The sequence below is a fragment of the Streptomyces parvus genome (genome assembly GCF_014648875.1).
In the GTDB taxonomy this organism is placed as follows: domain Bacteria; phylum Actinomycetota; class Actinomycetes; order Streptomycetales; family Streptomycetaceae; genus Streptomyces; species Streptomyces parvus.
Map to the genome: position 1 here is coordinate 38,532 of NZ_BMRY01000008.1, position 15,408 is coordinate 53,939.

16 protein-coding genes and 1 riboswitch are annotated in these 15,408 nt (G+C 72.0%); of the genes, 10 read left to right on the forward strand and 6 right to left on the reverse strand.

What is annotated here, in order from left to right; translation table 11 throughout:
* Positions 1–36: 36 nt before the first annotated feature.
* Both IE140_RS23800 and IE140_RS23805 read left to right on the forward strand, forming a co-directional pair.
* Positions 37–534 (forward strand): hypothetical protein, encoded by a 498-nt coding sequence (locus IE140_RS23800; protein ID WP_093437457.1) that lies wholly within the window; start codon positions 37–39, stop codon positions 532–534.
* 141 nt (positions 535–675) lie between these two features.
* Complete coding sequence (locus IE140_RS23805) at positions 676–1,437, forward strand: MerR family transcriptional regulator (protein WP_093437460.1); 762 nt, start codon at positions 676–678, stop codon at positions 1,435–1,437.
* Positions 1,438–1,500: 63 nt separating this feature from the next.
* On the opposite strand, the gene IE140_RS23810 is transcribed toward IE140_RS23805, so the two are convergent.
* Both IE140_RS23810 and IE140_RS23815 read right to left on the reverse strand, forming a co-directional pair.
* Positions 1,501–2,712, reverse strand: a complete 1,212-nt coding sequence (locus tag IE140_RS23810; RefSeq protein ID WP_150195788.1) for an MBL fold metallo-hydrolase — start codon at positions 2,710–2,712, stop codon at positions 1,501–1,503.
* 102 nt (positions 2,713–2,814) lie between these two features.
* The gene (locus tag IE140_RS23815; protein WP_150195786.1) at positions 2,815–3,255 is read right to left on the reverse strand and encodes a PPOX class F420-dependent oxidoreductase; all 441 of its coding nucleotides are present in this window, start codon (positions 3,253–3,255) and stop codon (positions 2,815–2,817) included.
* Positions 3,256–3,453: 198 nt separating this feature from the next.
* Between IE140_RS23815 and IE140_RS23820 the strand changes: the two genes are divergently transcribed.
* Complete coding sequence (locus IE140_RS23820) at positions 3,454–4,095, forward strand: TetR/AcrR family transcriptional regulator (protein ID WP_093437465.1); 642 nt, start codon at positions 3,454–3,456, stop codon at positions 4,093–4,095.
* 90 nt (positions 4,096–4,185) lie between these two features.
* Here IE140_RS23820 and IE140_RS23825 read toward each other — a convergent pair whose 3' ends face one another.
* Positions 4,186–5,187: a DUF6745 domain-containing protein gene (locus IE140_RS23825; protein WP_032762631.1), complete on the reverse strand. Its 1,002-nt coding sequence runs from the start codon at positions 5,185–5,187 to the stop codon at positions 4,186–4,188.
* An 85-nt stretch (positions 5,188–5,272) separates the two neighbouring features.
* Positions 5,273–5,599 (reverse strand): DUF8820 family protein, encoded by a 327-nt coding sequence (locus IE140_RS23830; RefSeq protein WP_010057996.1) that lies wholly within the window; start codon positions 5,597–5,599, stop codon positions 5,273–5,275.
* A 175-nt stretch (positions 5,600–5,774) separates the two neighbouring features.
* Between IE140_RS23830 and IE140_RS23835 the strand changes: the two genes are divergently transcribed.
* From IE140_RS23835 to IE140_RS23860, 6 genes are read left to right on the forward strand one after another with little or no spacing between them, the layout of a single operon-like run.
* Positions 5,775–6,731: an STM4015 family protein gene (locus IE140_RS23835; protein WP_032777256.1), complete on the forward strand. Its 957-nt coding sequence runs from the start codon at positions 5,775–5,777 to the stop codon at positions 6,729–6,731.
* A gap of 6 nt (positions 6,732–6,737) precedes the next feature.
* Positions 6,738–7,697, forward strand: a complete 960-nt coding sequence (locus IE140_RS23840; RefSeq protein WP_150195784.1) for an STM4015 family protein — start codon at positions 6,738–6,740, stop codon at positions 7,695–7,697.
* Entirely contained in the window at positions 7,678–8,835 is a 1,158-nt protein-coding gene (locus IE140_RS23845) for an STM4014 family protein (RefSeq protein WP_150195782.1), read from the forward strand. Before IE140_RS23840 ends, IE140_RS23845 begins: the two co-directional genes overlap by 20 nt.
* 34 nt (positions 8,836–8,869) lie before the next feature.
* On the forward strand, positions 8,870–9,700 hold the full coding sequence (locus tag IE140_RS23850; RefSeq protein WP_150195803.1) for an STM4013/SEN3800 family hydrolase: 831 nt from the start codon (positions 8,870–8,872) through the stop codon (positions 9,698–9,700).
* A complete protein-coding gene (locus IE140_RS23855) occupies positions 9,697–11,088 on the forward strand; it encodes an STM4012 family radical SAM protein (RefSeq protein WP_150195779.1) in 1,392 nt (463 codons plus the stop codon). Before IE140_RS23850 ends, IE140_RS23855 begins: the two co-directional genes overlap by 4 nt.
* Before the next feature lie 7 nt (positions 11,089–11,095).
* On the forward strand, positions 11,096–12,013 hold the full coding sequence (locus IE140_RS23860; RefSeq protein WP_150195777.1) for an STM4011 family radical SAM protein: 918 nt from the start codon (positions 11,096–11,098) through the stop codon (positions 12,011–12,013).
* Between the two features lie 20 nt (positions 12,014–12,033).
* On the opposite strand, the gene IE140_RS23865 is transcribed toward IE140_RS23860, so the two are convergent.
* Both IE140_RS23865 and IE140_RS23870 read right to left on the reverse strand, forming a co-directional pair.
* A complete protein-coding gene (locus IE140_RS23865) occupies positions 12,034–12,873 on the reverse strand; it encodes an SGNH/GDSL hydrolase family protein (protein WP_006128944.1) in 840 nt (279 codons plus the stop codon).
* 162 nt (positions 12,874–13,035) lie between these two features.
* Complete coding sequence (locus tag IE140_RS23870; protein WP_150195775.1) at positions 13,036–13,983, reverse strand: M23 family metallopeptidase; 948 nt, start codon at positions 13,981–13,983, stop codon at positions 13,036–13,038.
* Between the two features lie 3 nt (positions 13,984–13,986).
* A riboswitch (cyclic di-AMP (ydaO/yuaA leader) is annotated at positions 13,987–14,147 on the reverse strand.
* A 445-nt stretch (positions 14,148–14,592) separates the two neighbouring features.
* On the opposite strand from IE140_RS23870, the gene IE140_RS23875 reads away from it, so the two are divergent.
* Positions 14,593–15,405, forward strand: coding sequence for a tyrosine-protein phosphatase (locus IE140_RS23875; RefSeq protein ID WP_150195773.1), 813 nt, complete (start codon positions 14,593–14,595; stop codon positions 15,403–15,405).
* Positions 15,406–15,408: the final 3 nt, after the last annotated feature.

The window sequence follows — 15,408 nt, forward strand, 5'->3', positions numbered from 1 at the left end:
TTCGTTGCGCGTCGGGGCGACAACTAGGCTGCGGGCATGAGCAAGGGCCAAGACGGCGACGAGCCGATATTCATCCGCTCGAACTGGGGAACAAGTCGCTATGTCTACAACCCGAGAAATCCGGTCGGGGCGGGCCTCATCATCGGGTCCTTGCTGTTCGCCGCCATTTTCATGTACTCCCTGCACGCGAGCAGTTCCTGGAGCGAGGGCGAGTTGCGCGACGCCGTGAACGTGGCGGTGCGGGACCTGGAGGCATCGCCGCAAACGCTGGGCGCATGGACCGGCGATTACGACAGCATGATCCGCGACGCCCTGGAGAAGAGCGGCGAGGGCCCCTCTACCGGCGGCCTGCGCGTCGAGGACGCGGACGACCCCTACGACAAGGACGCGGACCCCGCCGTCGACCTGTTCGAGGTCACGGCGGAGGACGTCGACACCACGTTCTGCCTGAGCGTGTCGCCGCCGGAACCCGAGCCGCGGATGACGAGTGTCGAGGTCAGCCTCTCCATCGCCGTCGAGGAGGGCGGGTGCTGAGTCCGACCGGCGTCGATCCGGAGCGGATCCGGGCTTGAAGTTGCCGCTGCGGCAGCTTCTACGGTCCTGACCAGGGCCGGAGAGACCGGCCCGGTGAGGCGCTCGTGAGGGAGTGCTCGCGAGGGGAGTGAAGGAATGGCGATGGACTGGCCGATCTCCGAGGTCGCGCGCATGTCGGGGGTGACCGCACGGACACTGCGGCACTACAACGAGATCGGTCTGCTGCCGCCGGCCCGGATCGGCTCCAACGGCCACCGCTACTACGAGGAGCACCAGCTTCTGCTGCTGCAGCAGATCCTCGTGCTGCGGGAACTGGGTGTCGGGCTGCCGGAGATCGGCAGGGTCCTCGCCGACCAGGTCGACACGGTGGAGGCCCTGCGGGGCCACCACCGACGGCTGCTCGCCGAGCGGGACCGGCTGGACGCCCTGGCCGGGACCGTCTCCCGCACGATCGCCGAGCTGGAACAGTCCAGAAGGGACGGCACACCCATGACCGCCATCAACCGACCCGAGAACCTGTTCGAGGGGATCGAGCCCTCCCAGTACGAGGGCAACCTGGGCGACTTCCCGGCGCTCGCCGAGGAGGCGGGCCGCAGGGCTGCCGCCATGACCCCGGCCGAGGCCGAGGCCGGACAGCGCGAGCGTACGGCGCTGATGATCCGGCTGGCCGAGCACATGGTCGGCGGCGCCCCGGCGGACGCGGAGCCCGTGCAGGCCGAGATCGACGCGCAGTACCGGGCGCTCACGTCCCTGCACGCCGTGTCCGCCGACGAGTACCGGGCGATCGGGCGCTCCTGCGTGGAGAACGAGGACTGGCGCGCCGTGTACGAGGCCATCGCCCCGGGGCTGGCGGAGTACCAGCGGGACGCGATCGAGGTCTACGCGGTGCCCCGGCGCGGCTGAGTCGCCGCAGGGCCGCCGTCGGTCGAACCGGCGGCGGCCCCGAGCCGTACGTCCTGCGCGCGGTCAGCGCTCCCCCGCGAGGTCGAGATCACCCCGCGCCGCCGGTGCGGGGCCGCGGCCGGAAGCGGGCTGTTCTCCGTCGAGGCGCCACGGGTGGGCGAGCGTGGGCGACAGTGCTCGCCACCACGGCGCCACGGGCAGGATTCCGGCCGGCTCGAACGGTTCGCCCGGGCGGGGGAACGCCACCGGCTGGTCCGCCTCCTCGCCGGCGTCCTTCGTCCACTCGCCCGGCTCCGCCCAGGCGTGCGGCGCCAGGTTGAACGTGGCCCAGTGGATCGGGAGCAGCACTCCGTGCGGGCGGCCGCCCTGGAGGTCCAGGTGGGCGCGCATGCCTTCGGCGGGGGTCATGTGGATGTCCGGCCAGTACTCCGAGTACGCGCCGATCTGGATCATGGTGGCGTCAAAAGGGCCGTGCTCGGCGCCGATGTCCCGGAAGCCGGGGAAATAGCCGGTGTCCCCGCTGTGGTAGATCCGGTGTTCCGGGCCCGCGACGACCCAGGACGCCCAGAGGGTGTGCTGCCCGTTGCGCAGCCCGCGACCGCAGAAGTGGCGTGCGGGAGTGGCCGTGAGGCTGATCCCGGCGACCGTCGCGGTCTCGTTCCAGTCGAGCTCGTGCATCCGGGCCGCGGGCACGCCCCAGCGCTCCAGATGGGCTCCGACACCGAGCGGCACGGCGAAGACCGTGTCGGTACCGGCCAGGGCACGGATCGTCGGCAGGTCGAGGTGGTCGTAGTGGTCGTGGGAGATCACGACCACGTCGACGGGTCCGAGCGCGGCCAGCGACAACGGGGTGGGGTGCAGCCGCTTGGGCCCGGCGAACGGGAACGGGGAACAGCGCTCGCCCCAGACCGGGTCGAACAGGATCCGTCGGCCGTCGATCTCCGCCAGCACGCTGGAATGGCCCATCCAGGTCAGCCGGAGCCCGCTGACGGGCGGTGCCGCCAGATCGGCGAGGGTGGTGGGGTGGACGGGCACAGCGCCGTTCGGCGTCCTGAGGGCCCGCTGCTCCTTCTGGAAATAGGTCTTGGCGAATTCGACGGTGGACCCGGAGGGCCTGATCCGGGCCCCCACCGGGTTCTGGAAGGCTCCGTCGACGAAATGGGGCGAGCGGCGGATGCGCTCCATCCGCGCTCCGGCCGGATCGGCCCCGAAGGACTCGGTACGCATCGAGCGCAGTTTCGTGCGGAGCGGAAGCAGGTAGTCAGCGCCGGTCACAACATCTCCTGAGGGAGTCGGTGTCGTCTCATTATCGTCGGCCTGTACGACAGGGCGAGCAGAAGATGCTGAACGGGGCAGCCGGTCCGGCCGACGGGGGCGTCAGCCACGCGGCTGCCCGTAGACGTGGTCGATGCGCAGGGTGAGCAGGACCCTGCGGTCCTCGACCATGGCCCGCCGGTAGTCCTCCCAGTCGGGGTGCTCGCCCCTGACGTCGCGGTAGAGCGTGATCAGGGCCTCCACGGTGGCGTCGTCGGGGGTCTCGGCGGGTGGAGTCAGCTCGGCGGTGCCGTCGGCGACGGTCCAGGCCCACCGGTCGTCGCTCGTGACGTGATAGCTCGCCCGGGGGTCGCGCCGGAGGTTACGGGTCTTGGCCCGGCCCTCGGTGACCGAGACGCGGACCACCTGCTCCTCGGGGTAGAAGGCGTGATTGACGTTGGACAGCTGAGGGCGTCCGTCCTGCTTCAGGGTGACCAGAACCCCGCCGTCCTGCTCGCCGAGGAGTCGGAGCAGCGCTTGCCGAGCCGGTTCGATTCGCGTCATGCAGAATGCAACGTCCGGGCCGGCCGGAGGATTCCGGTGCCGGCCCTCTCCCCCGCTCATGTCACATCTCCCCCGGTCGTGTCACATCCGTCGGCCCCCGCGACGTCCTTCTGGTGAACGTCCGTTTCCCAGGTCGCCGCCGGTCACCGGCCATCGTCCGTGCCGCCGCTGACCTGGCCGATTCGTTAGGGTGTCCCGGTGGCAAGAGTCCGGTTGAACGTGGCGGAGCGACGTGAGGAGCTGCTGCGTGCCGCGGTCGAGCAGATCGAGATCCGAGGGGTCTCGTCCGTGCGCATCGCCGATGTTGCCCAGGTGCTGGGTGTGAGCAACGCGCTCGTCCTCTACCACTTCTCGACCAAGGAAAAGCTGGTCGCCGCGGCGTTCGCGTACGCGGCCGAGGCCGATCTCGCCCACCTCCGCAAGCTGCTGGCCCGCCGCACCACCGCCCTGCGGCGGCTGCGGGCGGCCGTGCGGTGGTACGCCCCGACCGGAACGGCCAAGGGCTGGCGGCTGTGGATCGAGGGCTGGGCCGCGGCGCTGCGCGAGCCGGCCCTCCGTGAGGTCGCGGGCGACCTCGACCAGCAGTGGAAGACGGAGCTGGCCCAGGTCATCGAGGAGGGCGCCGCCGCCGGAGAGTTCCGGTGCGAGGACCCCCGGTCGGCGGCCTGGCGGCTCACCGCCCTGCTGGACGGGATGGCGGTGCAGACGACCTCGTACGCGGGTCCGCTCTCCCGGACCACGATGCTGCGGTGGACCGACGAGGCGCTCGCCCGCGAGCTGGGCGTCGACCTCGCCGAGCTGACCGGCGCGGCGGTCGAGGACGCGCCGGCCGAAGGCTGACCCTTCATCTTCGACCGCATCACCCCCGATCCCCGGCCGAACCGTCTTCATCACCCCTGATCCCCGGCCGACGGCTGACCGGCCGCCGCGTCAGGTCTGGCGCACCGGTGCGTAGGCCGCCCCCTCCAGGCCGAACGTCCAGGCGACCCCGTCCTTCGCCGTCCGGGTGGTGGGCGGCACGCGCAGCCAGTAGGTGCGGTACGTGCCGTCCGGCTCGGGGGTGGAGTTCACCACCTCGACCATCACCACGTCCTCGTCGCCGTCGAGGGCGATGCGCCAGAGGATGCCCGTCTCGTCGCGGTGGACGGGCTCGGCGCCCGACTCGGAGAGATACCGGTCGTAGCCGTAGTACTCCAGCATCACCCGGCGCAGCTCCGCGTTCTCCTCGGCGCGGATCCGCTCCGGGGTGAGGGAGGACAGTTCCTCCAGGAATGCGGCGGGCACGGGCATACCGCGCCAGGCGTGCAGGGCGAACCCGTCCCCGTACGCGAGTGCCGGCCCCTCCCCGTGGTCGAGCCGGCCCGCCTCGTCGCGGTGGAGGACGTCGGGCCGCTCGGTGATGACCACGGCCTGCTCGTAGGGCCACCACCAGCCGGCGTTGCGGGCCACCTCCGCGAGACCCGTGAGCCGGTCGCCGTGCCCGTCGAAGGCCGCGAGCCATGCGGCGTCGTGCTGGCCGAGCACCGCGTCCAGGAGCACCAGCCTGACGGCCGCCGCGTCCTGGGGCCGGGGTGCCAGGTCGGCGACGACACCGGCCCGTATCCGCTCGGCGAGCGCTGCCGTGGTCTCCCACAGCTGGGCCCCGGTGGCGGACCAGAGCGCCGACCAGCCCGCCGGGCCCAGCTCGTCGTACATCCGGCGGCGTTCGTCCGCCCAGGGGCGGGTGCGCACCTCCTCGCGCACCGACCGTCCGGCGTCGGTCAGCTTCTCGACCGTCCCGACGGCGGCCCGGGGCGATGCGGCCCAGATGATCCTCTCCGGCTCGGCCAGTCCGGCGGTACGGTAGGCGCGCCGCACCCCGGCCTCGGCCGCCGCCCGGTCCGCCCGGCCGGTCGCCGCCGCCACGCTGCGCCAGGAATTCACGTTCTGCATCGGTTGTCCCCGTCCCCTGCTGTGCTTGCTCTGGAAGGCTGTGCTCGGTCGTGAGAGTTGGGCTCGGCTGCCCAGGAAGGCCGCGTCAGTCCGCCACGATGCGGACCGCGCCCGGTGCGTACTCCCGCTGGCGTACGACGCGGAACCAGCCCTTGGGCAGCGGGATCACCGCGTGCTCCTCGTGCACCACCCGGCCGCCCTCGGGGAGATGAAGCAGCATCGGGCCGAACTGGCCCGCTTCCCGGATGAGCCGGCCGGGGCCCTGCACGGCGTGCGCGTGTCCGGTGACCTCGCCGAGCGCGAGCACGAGCCGTCCCCGCCCGTCGCGCAGTTCGCCCGGGGCTTCCAGGAAGGGGGCGGGCACCGCCGACTCGTCCAGCTCCATGATCAGTACGTCGCCCTGCCGGTACACAGACGTCTCCCCTCGTCGCGGCACTTGCTGTGCCGACCCTGCGCAAAACGCTACGGGCAGGGTCTGACAACCGGGCCGGGCGGAGGCCGTGGACGGGTCCCGGTCGCGGCGTTGTCAGTGCGGCTTGATAGACCTTGCGGACAACAGCCGTCCCCAGGATCAGGAGCTCAGGGCCATGTACGGTGCGCAGCATCTGCACGAGTTCGGCGGCCTTCCGGCCGTCGACTTCCGGCACACGACCGACGAGGGCCCCCGGCCCGCCGCAGATGCCGTGGCCTGGCGTGTCTCCGTCGATCCGTACGGCGACGACGAGGACCGGTCCTGGGAGGAGGAGTTCGCCCAGTTCCTGGGCGAGGTCGACCCGGCCGGGGTCCGGGCCCTGATCATCGGTCAGTGGGGCGAGGCGTACGAGGAGAAGTCCTCGGTTCCGATCAGCCTGGTGATCGCCGCCGCCGACCGGCTGACCTCGCTGGAGGCGGTGTTCGTCGGTGATCTGGAGGCGGAGGAGGCCGAGATCACCTGGATCGAGCAGTCGGATGTCACCGCGCTGCTGGCCGCCTTCCCGGCGCTGACGGAGCTCGGGGTGCGCGGCGGCACGGATCTGGTGTTCCCGCCGACGAAGCACGGGCGGCTGCGGTCACTGACGATCCAGGCGGGCGGGCTGCCGGTCGAGGTGGTGCGCGGCGTGCTGGACAGCGAACTGCCCGCACTGGAGCGGCTGGACCTCTGGCTCGGGGTCTCCGCCTACGAGGGGAACACCGATGTCGCCGACCTCGCTCCGCTGCTCTCCGGCACCCGTTTCCCCCGGCTGAACCATCTGGGCGTGCGCAACAGCGAGATCCAGAACGAGATCGCCGCCGCCATCGCCTCCGCTCCGGTCGTCGCCCAACTACGGGTGCTCGACCTGTCGAACGGGACGCTGGGCGACGAGGGGGCGGCCGCCCTGCTCGAAGGGCAGCCGCTGACCCACCTGGAAGTCCTCGACCTCCACCACCACTTCCTCAGCGACGCCGTGGCGGAGCGGGTCCGTTCCGCCCTGGAGCCGCACGGGGTCCGGGTCGACCTCTCGGAGAAGTGCGAGCCGTGGGGCGACCGGGGCGCCGAGGGCCGCTACACCGCGGTATCGGAGTAGAGCGGCATGACGTACCTCGGAATTCGGCACTTCGACCGCTTCCACGGGCTGCCGGTCCACACCCCGGCGCCGTCCTCCGGGCCGCTGCCCGCCGCCGACGCCGTGGCCTGGCGGCTGGAGTGCGACTACGGCGAGGGGGCGGACTTCGCCACCGTGTGGGACCAGTTCCAGGACGTGGTGGACACGGAGCAGGTCCGGGCGCTCGTCATCGGCCCCTGGTGGCGTACGGACTACACGCCGTTCGACGAGGTGCTGGAGCTGCTCGTCGACGACGCGTCGGCCTTCCCGGCGCTGCGCGGGCTCTTCCTCGCCGATGTGGTGAGGGAGGAGTGCGAGGTCTCCTGGCTGCGCATGTGCGACATCACTCCGGTGCTCGAAGCGCTGCCGTCGCTGGAGGAGTTCGCCGTGCGCGGCTGCGGCCACGCAGGGCTCGGGATGCGCCCCCTGCGTCATGCGGCGCTGAAGTCGCTGCGCTTCGAGTCCGGCGGTCTGCCCGGTTCGCTGGCGCGGGCTGTCGCCGCGAGCGAACTGCCCGCGCTGGAGCGGCTGGACCTGTGGTTCGGCAGTTCGTGGTACGGCGGCGACGCCACGGTCGACGACATCCGGCCGCTGCTGTCGGGCGGGGCCTTCCCCCGGCTGCGCCACCTGGGGCTGCAGAACAGCGAGATCCAGGACGAGATCGCCGTCGCGGTGGGTTCGGCTCCCGTCGTGGCCCAGCTGGAGACCCTGGCGCTGTCCATGGGCACCCTGAGCGACACGGGCGGCCAGGCCCTGCTCACCGGTCAGCCCCTGAACCATCTGTCCACGCTCGACCTGCGCCACCACTACCTCACCGGGCCGGTGCTGGACCGCATCAGGACCGCCTGCGCCCCGGCCGTGGTCGAGGGCGGCGAGGCCGAGGACGACTACGCCGACCCGGATGACGAGGACGACGAACCGGAACGCTATGTCGCGGTCAGCGAGTAACGCCGGGGGCGGCCCGGAGCCGAGCTTCGCGGTCGTCGGCAACCCGGACAACCGGCGGGTCGCCTTCTTCGAGGAGGCGGTGCGGTCCGCCGGTCTGCCGGCGGCCCGGGTCGTACCCTGGCTCCAGGTGCTGCGCGGCGAGGCGGCGTTCGCTCCCGGCGAGTGCGTGCGGATCGATTCGCCCGGTGAGGACGCCGAGGTGGACCGGCTGCTCCGCGGTGTCGACGACCCGACCCGGGTGGAGGGTTCGGCCCGGTGGTACGCGCACTTCACCGCGGCGGTGGAGGCGGTCGCCGGTGCGGCGTCAGCGGCGGGTGCCGAGGTGCTGGGCTCCCCTGCCGATATCGCCGTGCTCTTCGACAAGCGGCTGTGCCACGGACTGCTCGACCGGGCGGGGGTCCCCGTGCCCGCCTCGCCGACGTCCGGACCGGCGGGGGCCCCGGTGCGCGGCTGGTCCGACGTACGGGAACTGCTGCGCGAGCACCGGATGCCCCGGGCGTTCGTGAAGCTCGCGCACGGCTCCTCCGCCTCCGGGGTGCTGGCGGTGGAGACGGCGGGCCCCGGCCGGGTCCGGGCGAGCACATCGGTGGAACGGGACGCGTCGGGCCGGCTGTTCAATTCGCTGCGGGTCCGGCGCTACACCTCGGAGCGGGAGGTCGGCGCGGTCGTGGACGCGCTGGCCCCGGACGGGCTGCACATCGAGCGGTGGCTCCCGAAGGCGTCCCAGCGGGGGCGGGCCGCGGACCTGCGGATCGTGGTGGTCGGCGGCCGGGCGACGCACGCCGTCGTGCGGACGAGCACGAGCCCCATGACCAATCTGCATCTCGGCGGCGCGCGCGGTGACCTCGACGAGGTCCGGGGCGCCGTCGCGGCGGCGGGCGGCTGCTGGCGCGAGGCGCTGGCGATGTGCGAGCGGGCGGCGGCCTGCTTCCCCGGGACGCCCTGTGTGGGCGTCGACCTTCTGCCCACGGCCGGCTGGCGGCGCTTCGCCGTCGGCGAGGTCAACGCGTTCGGCGATCTGCTGCCCGGGCTCACCGGTCTGCCGGGCAGCGGCGCCGAGGGCCTGGACACCTATGCGGCGCAGGTCGCCGCCGTACTGGACCGAGCAAGGAACCACCGTGCCGTCACCGCTTCCTGACCCCGCCACGCCCTCCGAATCCGGCCGGCCCGACATGGGCGAGGTCGTGGGCAGCCACGATCTGCTGCTGGTCACCCTGGACACCCTGCGCCACGATGTCGCCGTCGAGCTGGCGGCCGCCGGACGCATCCCCCACCTCGCCCGGCATCTGCCCGGCGGCGGCTGGGAGGAGCGGCACGCCCCGGGCAGCTTCACCTACGCCTCGCACCAGGCGATGTTCGCCGGGTTCCTGCCGACGCCCGCCTCCCCGGGGCCGCACCCCCGGCTGTTCGCGGCGCGGTTCGCGGGCAGTGAGACGACGGCGGACGGCACGTTCGTGTTCGACACCCCGGATCTGGTGTCGGGGCTCGCCGCCGAGGGATATCGCACGGTGTGTATCGGCGGGGTCGGCTTCTTCAACCGCCAGGGGGCGCTCGGTTCGGTGCTGCCCGGGATGTTCCAGGAGAGCCACTGGGAGCCCGGCTTCGGCGTCGCCTCGCCCACCTCGTTCGAGGAGCAGGTGGCACGGGCGGAGGAGGTCGTCGCGGCGCTCCCCCGGGAGCAGCGGCTGTTCCTCTTCGTGAACGTGTCCGCCCTGCACCAGCCGAACTGGTTCCATCTGCCCGGTGCGACCCGCGAGGCGGGCGACTCCAGGGCCACGCACGCGGCGGCCCTGGAGTACGTGGACCGGCACATCGGCCGGCTCTTCGCCGCCGCGAGCAGCCGCCGCCGGTGTTTCGCCATCGTCTGCTCCGACCACGGCACCGCCTACGGCGACGACGGCTACACCGGTCACCGGCTCGGCCACCCGGCTGTCTGGACCGTCCCGTACGCCCACTTCTTCCTCGAACCACCCGCAACACCCGAACCGGGGGCCGCCCGATGACGATCACCACCGGCACCACCGGCACTCCCGCGCCGCCCGCCGTCCGGCCGTACGAGAGTTACGTCTACGCCTATCCGCACAAGACGGCCTACCGTCCGCTGGCGGACCGCCCCGCCCTGCGGTCGCTCTGGGCGGCGGATCCGAAGGACGCGCTCTCCCTCTACCTCCACATACCGTTCTGCGAGGTCCGCTGCGGCTTCTGCAATCTCTTCACCCGGATCGGCGCGCCCGAGGAGCTGACGACGCGCTATCTGGACGCGCTGGACCGACAGGCCCTGGCGGTGCGGGAAGCCCTGGGTGACGAGGAACCGGTGCGGTTCGCGGCGGCGGCGTTCGGCGGCGGGACGCCGACCTTCCTGACGGCGGGCGAGCTGGAGCGGCTCTGCGACATCGCCGAGAAGCGGATGGGCGCCGACCTGAGCGCGGTCCCGCTCTCCGTGGAGACCTCGCCCTCCACCGCCACCGCCGACCGGCTGGCGGTGCTCGCCGGCCGGGGCACGACGAGGGTGAGCATCGGCGTGCAGAGCTTCGTGGACGAGGAGGCCCGGGCGGCCGTCCGTCCGCAGCGCCGCGCCGACGTGGAAGCGGCGCTCGGCCGGATCCGGGACGCCCGGATCCCGGTGCTGAACATCGACCTGATCTACGGCATCGACGGGCAGACCGAGCGCAGCTGGCTCGCCTCGCTCGACGCGGCGCTGGCCTGGCGGCCGGAGGAGCTGTACCTCTATCCGCTGTACGTGCGCCCGCTCACCGGCCTGCACCGCCTGGGTGCGGCGGCCGACGCCGAGGCGCAGGCCCTGGAGGACGCCGCCTGGGACGACCAGCGGCTGCGGCTGTACGCGGTGGGGCGGGACCATCTGCTGGCCCACGGCTACGAACAGGTGTCGATGCGGATGTTCCGGCGGACCGATGCCCTACGTGAGCAGGAGGGCCCGGAGGACTACGCCTGCCAGACCGACGGCATGATCGGCCTCGGCTGCGGTGCCCGTTCGTACACCTCCGCACTGCACTACTCCTTCGACTACGCGGTGGACATGCGGGAGATCCGGTCGATCATCGACCGTTTCACCGCCACAGAGGACTTCTCCCGGGCCGAGGTCGGCCGGTACGTCGACGTGGACGAGGCACGTCGGCGGCACCTGTTGCAGTCGCTGCTCCAGGCGGCGGGGCTGCCGGTGGCGGAGTACCGGGCCCGGTTCGGTACGGACCCGGGCGCGGACTTCCCGGCCGAGCTGGCGGAGTTCGCGGCCCGGGGCTGGCTCGACGCGTCGGCGCCGGACGGTCTCCTGCGACTGTCCCCGTCGGGTCTCGCCCACTCCGACGCGCTGGGTCCCGCCCTGTTCTCCCCCGGGGTGCGGGCGGCGATGGCCGCGTACGAGAGGAAGTGACCGGGCCGTGGACCTGACGATTCTCTACCGGGGGCCGCTCGCCTCCTGCGACTACGACTGCCCCTACTGCCCGTTCGCCAAGCGGCGGGACAGCCGCGCGCAGCTGACGGCGGACCGGGAGGCGCTGGAGCGGTTCACCGGCTGGGCGGCGGAGCAGACGGACGACCGGCTGTCGGTGCTGTTCACGCCGTGGGGCGAGGGGCTGGTGCGCTCCTGGTACCGGCGGGCGCTGACCGAGCTGTCGCGGCTGCCGCACATCCAGCGGGTCGCGATCCAGACGAACCTCAGCGGCCGCACCGACTGGCTGGCGGACGCCGATCCGGAGCGGATCGCGCTCTGGTGCACGTATCACCCGGGACAGACCCCGTACGACCGGTTTCTGGGCAAATGCCGGGAATTGTCGGCGAAGGGCATCCGCTACAGCGTGGGGGTGGTCGGGTTCGACGAGCATCTCCACGAGGCGCGGCGGCTGCGGGCGGAGCTGCCGGAGGCGGTCTATCTCTGGGTGAACGCCGCCGAGGGGCACACGTACACCGACGAGGAGGCGGCGCGGTGGACGGAGCTGGATCCGCTGTTCCCCTACAGCCGTGATCCGCACCGCTCGGCGGGGCTGCCCTGCCGGACGGGCGAGTCGGTGATCTCGGTGGACGGGGACGGCACGGTGCGGCGCTGCCACTTCGTCAAGGCGGAGCTGGGCAGTCTCTACGACGGCAGCTACCGCCGGGCGCTCGGCCCGCGGGCGTGTCCGCTGGCCGTGTGTGACTGCCACATCGGCTATGTCCATCTGGAGTCGCTGCCGCTGTACGACGTGTTCGCCGGCGGTGTCCTGGAGCGGATACCGGCGGCGTACGGCACGGGCACGCCGCCGGACGGGCTCGTCGTGCCGAACCCGTCCCGGCGTGCGCTGCCTCTGCTGGAGCCCTGAGGAGCCTGCCGAAGCTCCCGCTACAGCGGCAGCAGGTCCGGGCGCTTGGCCTCGACGTGGTCGCCGGAGGACTCGCCGCGCAGCCGTCGGCCGATCCAGGGCACCAGGTACTCGCGGGCCCACTGGATGTTGTCGCGCCGCTCGTCGAAGGGGCTGCGCTGGGCCTGCGGCGGCCAGGGCTGGTCGGGGTCGGCGGGCACGTCGTGGCCGAGGACCTGGGCGGCGCGGAGCGCGACGCGGGTGTGGCCCTCGGGCGACAGGTGCAGCCGGTCGGCGTCCCACGCCCGGCGGTCCTGGACGGAGCGCAGCGACCACAGGTCCAGCACGGGGCACTGGTAGCGGTCGGCGATGGCCCGCAGATGCACGTTGTACGTGGCGATCTTGCCGCGCATGTGGCGCAGCACCGGAACGCCCCGGGTGTCGAAGCCGGTGGTGACCATGACCGTGCCGACGGCGTTGCTCAGGTCGGCGACGGCTCGCTCGAAGCGCTCGGCGAGATCGTCGGGGTCGGTGCCGGGCCGGATGATGTCGTTGCCGCCCGCGCAGAAGCTGACCAGGTCAGGGGCCAGTTCCTTGGCGCGCGGCACCTGTTCCTCGACGATCTGGTCGAGGAGACGTCCTCGTACGGCGAGATTGGCGTAGCGGAAGTCCCCGTGCGGGGAGTCCTCGTGCGGGGCGTCCTCGGAGCCGGCCGGGTCGGGGGCCGGGAGCCGGTCGGCGAGGAGCACCGCGAAGCGGTCCGCCCAGCCTACGAAGGTCCCGTCGGGGCCGGGGTCGCCGACGCCCTCGGTGAAACTGTCGCCGATCGCCGCGTACGACCCGATGGTGTGCTGCTGGTTGTTTCTCGAATCGTCTGCCACAAGGACTTATCCTGCATCGTCCGATGTGACCTACGCGACCGTAATACGGGGTTGACGGGTGGTGAGATAGACCACCCGGTCAGTTTTTGGTAAACCCGGAATAAAGCGAGGGGCGGTACGCCGCCGCGCACCGCCCCTCGGACACTTCTCGTCGCCGCTCGGTCAGAGGGAGACGCCGTGCTGACGCAGGTAGGCGATCGGGTCGACGTCCGAGCCGTAGCTCGGGCCGGTGCGGACCTCGAAGTGCAGGTGCGGGCCGGTGGAGTTGCCGGTGGAGCCGGAGAGGCCGATCTGCTGGCCGCCGGTGACGGTCTGGCCGACCGAGACGTTCAGCGCGGACTGGTGGGCGTACTGGGAGTACATGCCGTCCTCGTGCTTGATGACGACCTCGTTGCCGTACGCGCCGCTGTTGCCGGCCGAGACCACGGTGCCCGGACCGATGGCGAGGACGGGGGTGCCGGAGGCGGCCTGGAAGTCCGAGCCGGTGTGGTAGCCGCTGGACCAGCTGGCGCCGGAAGCCCGGTACTGCGTGGTGACGTTGGCGTTGGCCAGCGGGGCGGACCAGCCGGAGCCGGTGGCCTCGGAGGTACCGGTCTGCGCCGAGGCGCCGGAGCCCTCGGAGTCGTCGGCGGAGATGGTGTCGCCCTTCGGGGCCTCTTCCTTCGGCGCGGCCTTCGGGGCCGGTTCCGCCTTCTTCGGGGCGGCCTTGGGAGCGGCGGACTTCTCGGCCGGGGCGGAGCCCTTGGCGCCGAGGGTCAGCTTCATGCCCGGGTGGATCAGGCTGGGGTTGTCGCCGACGGTGGAGCGGTTGTCCTGGTAGAGCTTCTCCCACCCGCCCTTGAGCTGGTGCTCGGCGGCGATCTTCGACAGGTAGTCGCCGGCGACGACGGCGTACGTCTTCGGGGCGGCCTTCGACGCGGCGGGGGCGGCGGCAGGAGCGGTGTGCGCGGCGGCGACCGAGGCGGCGGCCGGGGCGGCCTGGTCCGCGGCGTTCGCGACGGTGGCGCCGATGAGCGGGAGGGCGAGTGCGGCGCCACCGGTCCCCGCGGCGAGGACGCCGCGGGAGATCGGGCCGGACTTCGGACGACGGTGCTTACCCGTTGCGGGCATGGGGAAGTTCCTCTCCGGCGCCTGCGAGGTGAGCTGTCGGGTTCGGGCTGGAGATGCCCGGTCGCGTTGCGGCGACTTCACCCCTAGCCGGTCCGGATCACTCCGGATCGGCGGCTTACCTGGTTCCCCCGCTCCTGCCACACGTGAGTGGGTGGGTGCGAATTCCGGGCGGCGGCAGGATTAGGCGATCCGTCCGGATTGACGGTGACCGTAAACCGGTCAGGACGGGCGGAACAAGCCATCGGTTGCCCGGCGGAATCATCGATTCGATATCGCTCCGGATTTCCCGTCACACTCCGTGGATTACGGATCTTGAATTTCCGTACGGGCAACGGGAATGCCCGACGGGGCGCTCACCACGGACCGTCACGGATATGATCCCGCTCACCCCCGAAATCTCATCTCCCCCATTAGCGGGGCATGTTCTGCGAAATGCACCAATACGGACATGCTGCGGACGGCGCCCCTGACGCCGGGTCAGCCCGGCTCGCCCGGCGCCCGCCCCCGGGGGAGGGAACCGTGATGATTTTCCGTCGAATCGATGTCGTATCGTCACGGGAGCGCCCTCGCCGGAGAGCCGCGCCGACGCCCGAGAACCGAGGAGTCCCCGTGACGCAGCAGGTGCCGCAGATCCCGCCGACAGAGACCGTGCTGACCGGAGTCCGCAACTTCCGCGACGTGGGTGGGCTCCCCACCGCGGACGGTCGCCGCACCGCCTTCGGCCGGCTCTACCGCAGCGGCCATCTGGCGCACGCCACCGCCGAGGACGCCGCCTTCCTCGGCGGTCTCGGACTGCACACGATCTTCGACTTCCGCCACTCCGCCGATCACCGGCTCGACGGGTACGACATCGAGCTGGCCGGTGTCCGCAATGTCAGCATTCCGCTCTCGGACCCGGCCGACGGCGCGGAGTTCTGGCGGCTGGTGAGCAGCGGGAACATCGAGCAGCTGCGCTCGGTCCTCGCGGGCGGCAAGGGCGTCGACCGCATGATCCGGATGTACCGCGCGACGATCGAGGACCGCACCGCCGAGCACAGCCGGGTCCTGCACGCCCTGGCCGAGGACAGCGTCCCGGCCCTGATGCACTGCGCGGCGGGCAAGGACCGGGCCGGTCTCTCGATCGCGGTCGCCCTGCTCGCGGTCGGTGTCGTACCGGAGGCGATCGAGGAGGACTACCTCAAGTCCAACGACCTCCACCGCCGGTACCAGGTGAAGCGCTCGGACCCGTCCGGGGCAGGCATGTCGGCCGAGGTGACGGAACTGCTGGACCCGCTGTTCGGGGCGCGGCCCGTCTATCTCGCGGCGGCCTTCGCGGCCATCGAGGAGAACTGGGGAACGACCGACCGCTATCTGTCCGAGGGGCTGAAGATCTCCCCCGAGACCCGGGAGCGGCTGCGCGAGCGGCTGCTCGACGAGGGCTGACCC